Source organism: Telluria sp. ZT3P26, from assembly GCF_059686035.1.
Genome location: NZ_JCASII010000011.1, coordinates 1 through 12,670 on the forward strand (window position 1 = coordinate 1; position 12,670 = coordinate 12,670).

Annotated in this window: 15 protein-coding genes and 4 pseudogenes; 12 read left to right on the forward strand and 7 right to left on the reverse strand. The window is 54.7% G+C overall.

What is annotated here, in order from left to right:
• The 5 genes and pseudogenes from AC56LN_RS22380 to AC56LN_RS22400 form a co-directional block, all read left to right on the forward strand.
• A pseudogene (locus AC56LN_RS22380) lies at positions 1–240 on the forward strand (IS5/IS1182 family transposase); the annotation flags it as partial.
• Positions 241–725: 485 nt separating this feature from the next.
• On the forward strand, positions 726–1,175 hold the full coding sequence (locus tag AC56LN_RS22385) for a hypothetical protein (RefSeq protein WP_499574777.1): 450 nt from the start codon (positions 726–728) through the stop codon (positions 1,173–1,175).
• 57 nt (positions 1,176–1,232) lie between these two features.
• Positions 1,233–1,556: a hypothetical protein gene (locus AC56LN_RS22390; protein ID WP_499574778.1), complete on the forward strand. Its 324-nt coding sequence runs from the start codon at positions 1,233–1,235 to the stop codon at positions 1,554–1,556.
• Positions 1,553–1,816: a hypothetical protein gene (locus AC56LN_RS22395; protein ID WP_499574815.1), complete on the forward strand. Its 264-nt coding sequence runs from the start codon at positions 1,553–1,555 to the stop codon at positions 1,814–1,816. The genes AC56LN_RS22390 and AC56LN_RS22395 overlap by 4 nt, the downstream gene beginning before the upstream one ends.
• A pseudogene (locus AC56LN_RS22400) lies at positions 1,722–2,114 on the forward strand (IS5 family transposase); the annotation flags it as partial. The gene AC56LN_RS22395 and the pseudogene AC56LN_RS22400, both read left to right, overlap by 95 nt.
• A gap of 88 nt (positions 2,115–2,202) precedes the next feature.
• On the opposite strand, the gene AC56LN_RS22405 reads toward AC56LN_RS22400, so the two are convergent.
• Entirely contained in the window at positions 2,203–3,258 is a 1,056-nt protein-coding gene (locus AC56LN_RS22405; RefSeq protein WP_499574779.1) for a CAP domain-containing protein, read from the reverse strand.
• Positions 3,259–3,511: 253 nt separating this feature from the next.
• Here AC56LN_RS22405 and AC56LN_RS22410 point away from each other — a divergent pair, with 253 nt between their 5' ends.
• The 4 genes from AC56LN_RS22410 to AC56LN_RS22425 all read left to right on the forward strand — a co-directional run bounded on the left by AC56LN_RS22410 (position 3,512) and on the right by AC56LN_RS22425 (position 5,004).
• Positions 3,512–3,715, forward strand: coding sequence for a hypothetical protein (locus AC56LN_RS22410; RefSeq protein ID WP_499574780.1), 204 nt, complete (start codon positions 3,512–3,514; stop codon positions 3,713–3,715).
• A gap of 309 nt (positions 3,716–4,024) precedes the next feature.
• A complete protein-coding gene (locus AC56LN_RS22415) occupies positions 4,025–4,327 on the forward strand; it encodes a thioredoxin fold domain-containing protein (protein WP_499574781.1) in 303 nt (100 codons plus the stop codon).
• Positions 4,324–4,506, forward strand: a complete 183-nt coding sequence (locus AC56LN_RS22420) for a thioredoxin fold domain-containing protein (RefSeq protein ID WP_499574782.1) — start codon at positions 4,324–4,326, stop codon at positions 4,504–4,506. Before AC56LN_RS22415 ends, AC56LN_RS22420 begins: the two co-directional genes overlap by 4 nt.
• 27 nt (positions 4,507–4,533) lie before the next feature.
• A complete protein-coding gene (locus AC56LN_RS22425) occupies positions 4,534–5,004 on the forward strand; it encodes a lytic transglycosylase domain-containing protein (RefSeq protein ID WP_499574783.1) in 471 nt (156 codons plus the stop codon).
• Positions 5,005–5,068: 64 nt separating this feature from the next.
• Here AC56LN_RS22425 and AC56LN_RS22430 read toward each other — a convergent pair whose 3' ends face one another.
• The 3 genes from AC56LN_RS22430 to AC56LN_RS22440 form a co-directional block, all read right to left on the reverse strand.
• Positions 5,069–5,485, reverse strand: a complete 417-nt coding sequence (locus tag AC56LN_RS22430; RefSeq protein WP_499574784.1) for a hypothetical protein — start codon at positions 5,483–5,485, stop codon at positions 5,069–5,071.
• Between the two features lie 76 nt (positions 5,486–5,561).
• Entirely contained in the window at positions 5,562–6,173 is a 612-nt protein-coding gene (locus tag AC56LN_RS22435) for a hypothetical protein (protein WP_499574785.1), read from the reverse strand.
• 2 nt (positions 6,174–6,175) lie between these two features.
• Complete coding sequence (locus AC56LN_RS22440; RefSeq protein WP_499574786.1) at positions 6,176–6,895, reverse strand: nucleotide-binding protein; 720 nt, start codon at positions 6,893–6,895, stop codon at positions 6,176–6,178.
• Between the two features lie 1,403 nt (positions 6,896–8,298).
• Between AC56LN_RS22440 and AC56LN_RS22445 the strand changes: the two genes are divergently transcribed.
• Positions 8,299–9,525 carry an integrase domain-containing protein gene (locus AC56LN_RS22445; RefSeq protein WP_499574787.1) on the forward strand — a complete coding sequence of 409 codons (1,227 nt, stop codon included), beginning with the start codon at positions 8,299–8,301 and terminating at the stop codon, positions 9,523–9,525.
• A 165-nt stretch (positions 9,526–9,690) separates the two neighbouring features.
• On the opposite strand, the gene AC56LN_RS22450 is transcribed toward AC56LN_RS22445, so the two are convergent.
• Entirely contained in the window at positions 9,691–9,990 is a 300-nt protein-coding gene (locus tag AC56LN_RS22450) for a hypothetical protein (protein ID WP_499574788.1), read from the reverse strand.
• Positions 9,991–10,296: 306 nt separating this feature from the next.
• On the opposite strand from AC56LN_RS22450, the pseudogene AC56LN_RS22455 reads away from it, so the two are divergent.
• Positions 10,297–10,989, forward strand: a pseudogene (locus AC56LN_RS22455) (IS6 family transposase).
• On the opposite strand, the gene AC56LN_RS22460 reads toward AC56LN_RS22455, so the two are convergent.
• Together AC56LN_RS22460 and AC56LN_RS22465 are read right to left on the reverse strand one after the other, a co-directional pair.
• Positions 10,950–11,198 carry a hypothetical protein gene (locus tag AC56LN_RS22460; RefSeq protein ID WP_499574789.1) on the reverse strand — a complete coding sequence of 83 codons (249 nt, stop codon included), beginning with the start codon at positions 11,196–11,198 and terminating at the stop codon, positions 10,950–10,952. The pseudogene AC56LN_RS22455 and the gene AC56LN_RS22460 overlap by 40 nt on opposite strands.
• 221 nt (positions 11,199–11,419) lie before the next feature.
• A complete protein-coding gene (locus AC56LN_RS22465; RefSeq protein ID WP_499574790.1) occupies positions 11,420–11,728 on the reverse strand; it encodes a hypothetical protein in 309 nt (102 codons plus the stop codon).
• A gap of 78 nt (positions 11,729–11,806) precedes the next feature.
• Between AC56LN_RS22465 and AC56LN_RS22470 the strand changes: the two are divergent.
• Positions 11,807–12,474, forward strand: a pseudogene (locus tag AC56LN_RS22470) (IS6 family transposase); the annotation flags it as partial.
• Positions 12,475–12,670: the final 196 nt, after the last annotated feature.

Below are 12,670 nucleotides of genomic sequence, written 5' to 3' on the forward strand. Positions count from 1 at the left end.
GCGGATGCGCGTAACGATATCCTGCAGGCAACGCGCAGGCTGGGCCGAGCGATCTGGAAAAAGTGGAGTGGATATCATCGACGCAGCCTTGTAGAAACCAAGATGCGTTGCTTCAAGCTGCTGGGTGAACGCGTCATGGCACGTGACTTCGACCGTCAAGTCGCCGAACTGCAAGGGCGAGCCGCTGTGCTCAACCGCTTTACTCGACTGGGCAGGCCGGTTACGGTTCCAGTGTTGTAAAACTAGCTACAAATAGCGTTAGCTCGGCCTTCGCCCGATTTGCTCAACAAAGCCCATGTCATCTGGAATGCTGTTCAAGTCAGTTGCCATAAAATTCCCTCAAGTAATAATGGTCCCATTGTATGTGCCGGTGCGCTACGCGCATGTCGTCTTTTCCCATCTCACGTATCTGCCCTGACGAAGCGCAGATCCCTCACAGGACACCTCTTTCTATTGCCGCCCTGCGGCATCTACTGGAGGTTCTATGTACCCAACAAATCCAGTCGCCTCGCAAATGCCGGCTGTGATCCTGCGGCTGAACATTTTCGGCGACGTCGATGAAATCCCCGTCAAACCGCCAAAGCTAGCCAAAGCGACACCGTCCGTCCAGCGCCTCTCAACGACGACCCAAGCACACCACTGAAAGCTGTCGAGCCTGTCAAACGTGGCCCGGCCAGCCAGACCAAGCCCGCCCATCAGCACCTGCGCAAGCACCACAGGGCGCCGTGGAACTGCTTGTCGATCCAGATGAGCCAATCTCAGTCGATCTGGAAGCCATCGAATCGAGCGACACGCCCGAAACCATCCTTGCCAAGCGCATGTTCCTGCGAATGATGTGGGACATCGAGGGGAAGTCCGAAGACGTCGAGCCTGACCTGTTCGGGCAGAGCTCGTTGGCAAGTCATAAAACAAGCCAAACGGACCTGTATCGTCTTGACGCGCTGATCTGGTTCTACAGCCTCAATCCGGACGGAAGCCTCGTCAGTATTGAATGGGTTTGCGATCTGCTCGGCTTCGACCCTCACGGCGTGCGCCGAATTGTAGGCCGTAATCTCCGCAAGGAACTTAAGCGCGTGATGCATCTCCTGTCCACCATGTTAGGTGAGCATCACGCACAGTTATGCGAAGAAAAAATCTCCGACTACTTCGACATGTCCAACTGGAGAATCAACTGAGCTGAGCATCCTGCTCCCGGCCCTCCAACCCGCAAACCATCACCCTGAAAGCAATTCATGAGCAGCACATTCGCACCCCTGTTTGCGCAGGCACCTGGTCTAACCAGCACTTTCGCCAGCATCTTCAATCCATCAGGCGGCACCAGCCCGACGAGCTGCAGCACTGACCTGTCCACGGTTATCAAAGATGCTGCCCAGCGCATGAAATACGTTGCCGCTTACCTCGACCGTGACGTGAGCGCAGTGACGATCTCGACCGAAGGTCAGGAAGACATCTACATTCAGGACCATGAAGCCGATGACTTCATCAGCACAATCGACGACCTTTACCCCAAAGCTGGCGACGTCATAGAGGACGAAGCGGCCAGCTGTCATAGGTGAAATCCGTCGTGCGTGGAGCCGCACTCGGCGCGGTCTTGATGTCGCCGCAACTGGCATTTGCCGCCGACGGAACGGAATACTTCTGCGCTATCACGAAGTATTTCAAGAACATCGTTGGCGGAGCAGCGCTCGTCGCGCTGCTTATGGAAAGACTGCAACACGGCGCTGAAGGCGCGCGGCTCCCTGCTTATCTGGTTGGACAAGGGCATGTGCTGGCGCGGCAGTGCCAGTGGCAAGCGGGGCCGGCGCCCGAAGTATAGTGAGGCGGCGATCCTAGTTCTGCTTGACAATCAAGGGCTTGTTCAACTTGGCCCTGCGCCAGGCGATGGGCATGGCGCAAAGCCTGTTCAAGCTTGCTGGCCTGGACCGGCGGGTACTCGACTTCAGTACCGTTAGCCGGCGCCAGAAGTATCTTTCGGTGACGGTCGGAGTGCAGCCGACGACAACGGGATTGCACCTCCTGATCGACAGCCGGGCATCAAGATGCTGGGGGAAGGCGAGTGGAAGACCAAAAAGCATGGGGCCGACTATCGTCGCCACTGGCGCAAGGTACACCTTCGTAATGAAAAACGCCCGGATAACTCCGGGCGTTTTCTTTTGTTGCTGCTGCTCTACCTGACTATTTGCGCGTCGTGCAAAGATTCACTCATGAACGAGTCGTGAATTTCCACTCTTTGTGCACTACCACGTTGTTGACGCGGCCTGAGAATTTGGCGGTATAAACCGTGCCTGCTTTCAGCGGCGATTTAGCGATCAAAAACGCGATGTTTGACGACAGATAGCGGTTAGGATCGTTGTCCTTGGTCACGATACGAGCATCCATTGGCCCGGCCGCGCCAGCCTCCGTGAGCGTGAAGGTGACGACTTCAACAGTCGCCCCTTCTTTGCCAAGGACGCTAACTGGATAACCTGTTTTGGTCGAAAAGTCGGCAGTGGCCGTCGACAGCTCTGGGAATGGGTTCGGAGTTTCGACGCCCGCATGCAGTCCGACGGCAGTTTGGTTTGCTGCAGGGTACAAGCCGACGAAATCGCCCGCTTGCCTCTGCGCCTTAGTGGTGCCCATTTCCATCACTACCGTTTGCGAACGGTCTTTACCAACAGCGACGCCGATATCATTGACGCTTTGCATCATGAGTCCTGCGCGGTGATACACGGTCGAAGCGAGTCCATCAAAAGCTACTTGGGCTCCCTTACCGCCGGCGAAGGCAAGTTCCTCGCCAACATAGGAGCCGGCATAACCAGCGAACTTTGCACGATCGAGTTCCTGAATACCAGTGAACAGCAGTTTGTCTCCCTGCTCGATGTGGAACATTGACCGACCAGTTGCTGCGTCATTGGTACGCATGTTGACAGTGCCGCCGTTAAGAATGTCATTCTTAAGAACGTAGTCCAAGTGCTTCGCCGCTGCGGTATCCAGTAACGTGTTTTGCGCCAACAAGCCTAGGCCGATGTCAGAACGGAATTTGTTGAGCGCGGTGACGAAAACGTACTTCTCGCTTGCAACTGCATAGGAAAAAGCCGGGACACTGGTTTGAATGTCCGGAGGCGTAACCGTCGGAACCGGCGCTGGCGCAGGCGTCCACACAGGAGGGATCACCGCAACCGGAGGAGTCACAGGAGCGTCGCTTCCACCGCCGCCACCGCACGCAACGAGGGTCAGAGCTATAGCGACAGCGGTAACGGAAGTTTTGAATTTCATCATGGTCTTGCCTTTAGTGAGAAGTTGAGTACGTTTCTTTGATGAAACTTATAACCATGATATGGCAGCTACTGATACATGCAAGCCGACAATTGAGCCGGAAATCCTATCGATTCTGAGCCGCTTTCATGAACTGAGAAACCTTCGATATTGGGACAGTGCAACATATCCTTCCGATTGGAGTGTCCTGATGAGCTGTACCATCATTTCAACAGCAACCCGATGAGCTGCCATTGCAGCAGCTGTTACAACCGCTTTGGCAGTCTCCGCGCGTGGTGGTGGCAGCGGTAACACAGTCAACGAAAAACCTGGCGTCGCCGTGTTCACGGACGCGGGTTCCGCGGTGACGGTAACGCTCGGAACGATTGCGGAATTCAGCATCGGCGGTGGCGCACAAAAATTCGTCAGCAACAGTGATGCGAACGGTACTTCCGTGAACATCCTCGTCGAAGTACGTTAATCCAGCTGTACTAAGGCCTGCGCCGAAACGCGCAGGCGTTTTCTTATTGAGGATTCCGAGTATGCGTATGCCCCTTTTTTATAGCGTGTCGGCAGTGGCCATGTTGATCGGCAGCGTAGCTACGGTCTTCCCCGCGCACGCAGCGCCTGGTACGCTAACCCAGCAGCTCGCTGCTAAGCTGGAACCAATTCTTGGACCCAAGATGGTCGAGAAGGTCATGCCTTCTGCTTACGCAGGATTATACGAAGTGCTTACGCCCCGAGGCATTGCACCGACAAAACAGCTTCGTTCGTGAGCTTCGGTCCAATCGTGGACACTGCCACAGAAGTCAACCTAACCGAAAAGCGCTTGCAGGAATTCAGCAAGTTCGTTTTTAAGGACCTGCCTTTCAAAGACGCCATCAAGATGGTCAAGGGTGATGGGTCGCGTGTAATCGCCACGTTCGAAGATCCCAACTGCGGCTTCTGCCGCAAGCAGATGACCGAGGTGGAAAAGCTGGACAACGTGACGATCTACACTTTCCTGATCCCGATCCTGGGCCCGATTTGGTGGTTAAGGCCACCGCGATCTGGTGCGCGAAGGACCAGTCTGCTGCCTGGACTGGTTTCATGACCGGTAAGGCCCCGCTACCGGCAGCGCCGGCAGGGCGTTGCGAAACCCCATTCGAGCGAAACACCGCGCTGCAAGAGAAGCTGCGCATTACTGGCACACCGGCCGTGCTCTTCCCGGACAACAGCAAGACGCCTGGCTATGTCACGGCCGACGTCATCGAGGCCAAGTTCAAGAAATAACGCATTAAGCTCCCGCCCGAAGAAGCAATGGTCTCCAACCGCAACATACATCCCACGTTCGCCGCCGGCGCCGCCCTGGTGCTGGAGTTTCTTGCCCCGATCCCTGCCGCGGCCGACTGCTTCGACGACGCAGCCCGATTCCACAATGTCAACCCATGGATTCTTCGCGCGATTGCTGCAGTCGAATCCAACTTCAATCCAGCCGCCAAGCACTCGCGCAATATAGACGGGTCGGTAGACGAAGGCATGATGGGAATTGACAGCGTGCACGCGCCAGACCTTGCTCGGTACGGCGTTAGCACTGGAGACATGCGCGATGGATGCAAGTCTGTATTCTTGGGGGCGTGGCACTTACGAAACAGGATCAATGAGCGGGGTAATAACTGGCAGGGGATTGGAACCTATCACAGCAAGACCCCGAGCAAACGTGATGCTTACGCTGCGAAGATCCAGCACATTATCAACTTCTGGATTGAGCGGGGCATCATGCCGCGGTAGGCAAATTTTAGGACGAAAAAAAGGGAAGATAGTGTGTCTTCCCTTTTGCATTCCAATATGCGCTTTAGCGTTTCATCTCACGCCGGACAGAGTTAAAGGCCGCTACAAGCACGCCTTCTTCTTCGATATCGGCAGCTGCTTTGGCTACCGACTGCACAAAGCCGAGCCTGAACAGGGTCAGCGCGTGGTGAAGGCGATGGAACGAAATCATTGCGTGCTCGAGCGTAGCGCTTAGCACTGCAGCCATGTAGACCGCGCTGTACAGGTTCCACCAGGTAGCCCGGAGATCGCCTTTGCCAGCAAGGTATGCGTGAACCGAACGCGGGTCTTGCATAGCGGCGTCGGCGCTCCAGCCGCTCGAGGCGGTGACCGGCGCCTGCAGCGCACGGCCAGCGTGTAGGGAACGGAGCATGGTGGCGCGATCTCGCTGGGCCCAGTCGTGCTGGTGGATGTCGGCGTTGTTGGACTTCGGGTTGAACATGCTGTGCTCCTGTAGTGATGTAAGCCAAGAGTAGCAATGGAGTCAGCGATGCAAGTCCAGGTCGCGCCACCAGCGATCACTTGGCCTTTTTCTCCAGATGAACCATGATGTGCTCCCGTACCTTTGGATCCAGCTCGGGCACGATGCGCGAAAAGGCACGCCCGATCGCTGCTTCCTCAGCCTGAGCAGATCCCCTCTCTATGCCGACCGTCACGGCCGCGGTAAGGACAACCGCTGCAGCGAGGGCGCTGAAAATAGCATACCGGACTGGGATATGGCTGACGTCCTGGGAGACGGCCGCACCTTTATTGACCTGCTTCATGCCCTTCACGATTTGCGCCTCAACGGCCTTCAGCAGCTGGGATCGATCTGCCGACATTTTTTCGAGGGCACCGGCAGTTGAACGCATGACCTTCTCGGATGCGGTCGTTGCCTCGCCATTATCCAAGACGATCTGGCGGCCGGCCTCGCGGATATCTTTCGCGGCCTGCCGGCCAGCTTCCCGGATTTCCGTCACGGCAAGCGATGCAGCCTCACGGATGGCTGCTTCTGCCAGGCGCCCAGATTCCCCCAACTTATAAGAGAAGAAAAGAGCACCGGTAACGATCGGATCGTTTTCCGGAACAGCGTCCCCTGTAACTATAAAAAGCTCGACAGCAAGCGCTTTCCTGTTTTCTGGGCAAGCCATAATTACATCTCGACCTTATCGAGTTCTTTTTTAATATCACGGCGCATTAGGGTCAATCGCTGGCGCTGCATAATCATGAAACTAGGATCAGCCAGTGCTTCATTCCAGGTAAGGCGGCGCGAGTTCATGGCAAGCATGTCTTTCTCGGATTGCTTCGGATCACCTTTTTCCAGCTTCACGAACCCCAACACGCGCGACTTAAATTGCTCGTATCCGGACGTTTGTGCGAAAGTTTTTCCGTTCTTCGAAACAGGCCCGAAGAATTCATTTTCCCAGACCACGACCGGCGCCGTGCCCATTTCCAGAATGAAACGAAGCCCTCGTACAGTTTCATCCATCGCGGGCCCACCGACCAGCGGCGTGTGCACAATAACTTTTCGACCATTTTCTTCGAGGAAGGGAAGCACCTCGTTCTGAATTAAGTAACTCATCAGGGGGAGGAAGGTCGCTGCGCCGGTGTCGATAACCCAGTCATTTTCTTCGGTCAAAAATTTCTCTATAAGAACGTCAAACTTTGCCGGATCAATATTGAGGTCTTTGTCCGCGATGTTGACATGCTCTGCATTCAGCGCAGGGTATGCATTGAAAGTCGCGTTTGTCGGATCAAGATCAACACATTTTATTTCGCGGCCTTCGTCTTGGAAATACTGTGCCAAGATTACCGCAACAAGCGATTTTCCAACGCCGCCTTTGCCCATCATTACAAGGTGAATAGTGTTCATTCCAAAAGTCCTTTATGAAAAAAAATCGTCTACTGGTGCTTTGAGGTCGTATGAAAAACCCGTATTCGGCTCCTCGCTAACAATCGGCCTTGGCGTCGATCGAGGCGCTCTGACCGGCACCGGTGAAGTACCGTTGCTACCTTTCTTAGAACTGGACTCGTCGCGTCGCTTTCTTAGACGATGAAGTGTGATCTGGTAATATCGATAGGTCAGAGCGAGTCCTAGCTTATTTTCGAGATGATCGAAAATAGCAGTGTGTGGATGGCCAGCTGCAAGCGCCGCCTCGATGGCCGGCAATAGATCAGCGAGCTGCGCCGCTTTCGATTTGGGCGGTGGAGACACCCCAGCAAGTAAGCTTGTTGTCATTTCTCAACCTCGCCATTAAGGTTGAGGTGGCCCGTACAGGAAAAGGGCGTAAAGCGGCTTTGATCCATGATGATATACTCCTGATATATGGACGATATGCAGATGATATAGCGGTGATGAACCCATGATACATTCGCGGGACACCGCTACATTACACAGTCAACCGTATCCCCCAGCTAATGAAAGCGCCATGTTTTTCGCAAGGATTAGCTTGCACTTTCGTCGCCGCTGCCTATAGAATTCCTTTCGTCGCTATGCGGCATTGTTGTAAACCTCCCCTTTTCCGTTCTGTCGAATCGAAAAGCACCAATTAGTACGCCGCCTTAGCGGTACACCTCCTGACCAGGGAAGTTTGGCCTGGCACTAATAAAGCAATCCTCCATATCCTTGTACGCCCGTGGCTATCTTGCCACTTTTTTTGGCACAGTGCAGGAAATACGGTGGAACACAGAGTGTCGACGAAAGCTAGGCTACATCAGCGTTTCGAGACATTTAGGAACACAGATTTCCCACAGATTGGAACTGCCACCCACCTGGGAGGCACGTTTCAAGGGTTGTCGGTGTCTTAGCAACAGCAGCTCGACAGCAGCTGCGCCCATGGTCCGGGTCTGGACCGCATCAATACCAAGAGACGAAGAAAGGCGGATATCGGGAATGCTCCCCGACGCATGAATCGCTGGCCCTGTGGCCGGTGCTAATGCAGCCTCCGCGACACCTACGGGTGTGAGTAAGACCATCGGGTTCGAGCGCCACCACAGACCTGCCTACGGGCGGGAAGCGCTACGTGAGAAACCACGTGAGAGTTCAGGGCCTGGCAGCAGCAAGTCAGGCGATCGGTAACCGAAAGGTGCCGGCGAATTGTCTCTTTGCCAAGAGGGGAGACAAGGCGAAATCAAGGTTCTTACGTTTGGGTCCCTCTCCCCGGCAATGAGTAATGGTTAGTATTTTATTAAGAGGCCGTATCCCCTTGGGCGTAGCGAAATGTGCAATGGGATGCGGCTTCCTAAACGCATCTTTTTCTTAGACTGGAGATATCAATGGACTCGCTCAAAAGACAACTGGACGCTATTCTGGCGAAGCATGCTCGCACGCGCGTAAATGGCTCGGTCGCCAGCGATCGGACAAGCGAAGCTGCGCGTGATTCATTGCATTCGAGTTTCGCACGCCTGGTCAAACTTGGGTTTCGCCTCCAAAACCCGGAAAACCTGGGAGAGAAGCACATTCAGGCGCTGTGCGATTTTTGGCACGGGAACGAATACAAGCCAAAGACGATCCAAGGGAACCTGTCTCAGCTGCGCATCTTCTGCCGCTGGATCGGAAAAGGCGAAATGGTGAAGGATGCAGCGCATTACCTGCCTGATGTCCCTCGGGAGGAATTGCGTGTGAAGACCATCGCGGAGAAAAGCAAAAGCTGGACTGCCAATGGAATTGACGTAGCCGAGAAGGTGCGCGAGGCCGATGCCATAGATTGGCGATTCGGGGTGATGCTTAGGATGGTAGTCGCATTTGGTCTGCGCCGTATGGAAGTCATTCAATGCGTTCCATGGAAGGTAGATCGCGTGAACAAGTTTGCGGCTTATAAAACTAAGGGTGGTCGCCCACGTGATATTTATATCGATACTAACGAACAGCGAAAAGTGCTCGACCATGTTAAGGCTTTGCTAAAGCCGCATGAACGAATGGGTTGGCTCACGCAATGCGATGGTAGTAAAGCCAGTCTGAAATATTCGCTGTCGAAATGGAATAAGATGCTGGCCAAAATCGGAATAACGAAGCAGGCAAGCAATTGCACCGGTCATGGGCTGCGCGCACAGTATGCTGAGAACGCTGCCCTTATTGCCGACATGATTCCGCCTACGCTGGGCGGGTCGGGCGGACAGATGCCCAGAGAGGCTTTAGACGTCAAACGAGTCCAGGTGAGCGAATTGCTCGGCCACTCCCGAAAGAGCGTAACCGGTGCTTATTACGGAACTTTCGGTCGAGATAATGGTCCTGACGCTCCAGACCGTACTAAGGATGCGATCGCAGCTGCCATCCCATTGATTCCTGCGGAAAAGCTGAAAAGCGTTCCGCAGGATCGGATGAATGATTGCATTCGTCTTACCGCGGAACTAATGACGGCGAGCGCATTTGTCGAGCCGAGTGTGACGCAAGCACTGTGGGAGCATCATAGCAGCCGGCATTGCACGGATTGGCTGGTGCCGGGAGTGCATAACATCGCGGCTCTCGAAGCGGCTGCCAATCATTTCGCTACTGCTCGTTAAGGCCTCAGAAAAAATGCCTGGTGTTGACCAGGCATTTTTCTTCTTGTTTGATTCAGCTACAGTCACTCGGTACGAGATGCTAGCCGGTCGATCGTGGCGCTCCGCGCATCCTCGAGTCTGATTTGCGCGTTGGCCAGCATTCGTTTGCCGGGCTAATTAGGGCCTTCATTCTGCAAGGCTACTAGTCCCGTTTGTTTGTGACTGTAGCGCTTGAAGCGCGCGGACACCATTGAGATATTGAAGCTGCGGCACGGCAGGGTGCTTGGCACTGGCGCCGGTATGCTCGCGATAGTCACCCATCAGAGCTCGCAACTGGCGCAGGGTCAGGCCAGTTTCCTCGTGCATACTGATAAGCAAGGCCGGCGCTACGGAAAGCCGACGCTTCCGCACCTTGCAAATTTGCGAAGGATTGACATCAAGCCTCGTCGCGAGCTGCCGATCGTTACGGGCACCCAGCAGTTGCATGAGGGTATCGAGAAGTAGTGTGGGATTATAGTGCGGATTGCCTGGTCACACTGCCTCGTAAGTGAACTTGTACATATCAGCTCCTATAGCGAGTCGTCTTGTTCTCACGGCGCTCTTGCGCTTCGACGCAGAGTGTCGTCGTTGGACAGATGAGTAGCCGCCAACGCCGATCATCTCGCCTGTTTCGGCGCACCATCCAAACTCGTCACCCTCGATCCGCTTGAGCATTGCGCGCGGTTCTGTCGCATTAGGGAACGCTGGCGGACCGGTCGAGTAACTGCGGTGCCGAATCCAGGATGAATCAACATGCTCAACTTCAAAGGAATGCGCTTTCCGATCGATGTGATCCTGGTCTGCATCCGCTGGTATGCAGCCTACCCGTTGAGCTACCGGCACCTCGAGGAGATCATGGAAGAGCGCGGCGTGTCGGTCGACCATTCGTCGATCAACCGGTGGGCGATTCGTTTTCTGCCGCTCATCGAGAAGATGGCCCGAAAACACAAGCGCCCGATCCGGGCGCAGCTGGCGCATGGATGAGACCTACATCAAGGTCAAGGGTGTCTGGAAATATCTCTACCGCGCCGTCGATAAGCAGGGCAAGATCGTCGCCTCCTGCTGACGGCGAAGCGGGACATGACTGCGGCGAAGCGCTTCTTCGACAAGGCCATGGGAGCGAACGGAGATCCAGACAAAGTCGCGACGGACAAGAGCGGCGCCAACAAGGCGGCCATGGATGCGATCAACGCCGGCCGCGACGTGCCGATCCTCGTGCCCCAAGTTAAATACCTCAACAACATTGTCGAGCAGGACCATCGCGCCATCAAGCGGTTGACCAAGCCGATGCTCAACTTCAAATCGTTCCACGCCGCCGGCTCTGTGCTCGCCGGCATCGAGCTGATGCACATGATCCGCAAGGGCCAGTTCGCAATCGACGGCGCCGAGGCCATGTCGTTCGCCGATCAATTTTCTACACTGGCAGGAATAGTCCGTTCAGTTTGAGCGGTGCAGGTCGGGTCGGGGGAAATTCGCTGTTGATTAACAACGCGACAGAACCCGCGAAGATTTAAACCATCAATGATGCACAATTGATCGAAGGGGAGTTTCCAGAGATCACCTTTGGACGCGCCAGCCTCCTTCATGGCTTCCTTAAGGACGCCGGGGCTGATCTTCGCGTCGAAAGTCGCTTCTAGCTGTTCTAGGTTGTTCATGAAGTGATGCTCCGAGTTAAATATGTGAGTAGCTTACAGTTGCGTCGGCGATTGGCAAGCTTCCGAAAGTCCATTCATCGGCGAAATACGGCATCGCTTTAGCCGCAGCAAATCGACATTCGTTTAATTATCAGTGACTTACAAGACCATGGTGATGGACACCGTGTCCATTGATCGGCTAGGCGGGAGGCTGCGCGGGGTCAATCTGAGCTAGATGCCCGTTAATTCCCGAGGGTTTCTTGCGCGTCCGCGCGCTGGGGAGCGTTATCGAAGAATCCAAATACTTCCTTACGCAGCACCGTGAAAGTGCGCAGAAACGGCCCCATGTTGTCCTCTGCCACCTCCGCAAGTGGGCTGTGCATTAGCTTGTGCAGTGAATGATCAGCTGAAATCAACGCATCAAAAAGTAACTGTTCCTCATCGGAGATGATCCGCATCGAGCAGGTGGCAGCTGGGGCACTGCTAGGCATCTCATATGGGCGGGCGATGTCCTCCAGGCGATCAACTTTAGCTTGCAAGTTTAGGAGCATGCGCCGGGTTCCGTCGCATTAGCGAATCCTAGCGAGCCGGTCGGGTAAACTACGTTGCCCAATCCAGGATGACTCGACATGCTCAACTTCAAGGGGACACGCTCTCCGATCGATGTGATCCTAGTCTGCATCCGCTGGTATGCGTCCTATTCGCTTAGCTACCGGCACCTCGAAGAGATCATACAAGAGCGCGGCGTGTCGGTCGACCATCTGTCGATCAACCGGTGAGCGATTCGTTTCCTGCCGCTCATCGAGAAAATGGTCCGAAAATACAAGCGGCCGGTCGGCGGCAGCTGGCGGATGGATAAGACCTACATCGGGGTCAAGGGCGTACGGAAATACCTCTACCGCGCCGTCGACAAACATGGCGAGACCGTCGACTTCCTGTTGACGGCGAAGCGTGACATGGCAGTGGAGATGCACTTCTTCGACAAGGCTACGGGAGCGAACGGCGATCCAAACAAAGTCGCGATGGACAAGAGCGGTGTCAACAAGGCTGCTATGGATGCAATCAACGCGGTCCGCGACGTGCTGATCCTTATGCGCCAAGTTAAATACATCAAAACATTGTCGAAAACGACCATCGCGCCGTCAAGCGGGTAACTAGGCCGATGCTCAATTTCAAGTCATTTCGCACCGCCGGATTTGTGCTCGTTGGCATCGAACTGATCCACATGATCCGCAAGGGCCAGTTCGCAATCGACGGCGCCGATGCCATGTCGTTTGCCGACCAATTTTCTATGCTAGTTGGAATGGTCCGTTCAAAAAGTTATAATCGGCGCAATTTTCAAAGGAGTGCAATACCTTTAGCAGAGCATTTTCTGGCGTGGAGATTTCCGCAATGCTAACATTGCCAAGAGATCTTCCAACTGTTCAAGCGCGAACGACTTCCAAGAAAAACGTATTGCGTGGTAGAGAAACAAGCAGGGTATTTTTGATTAT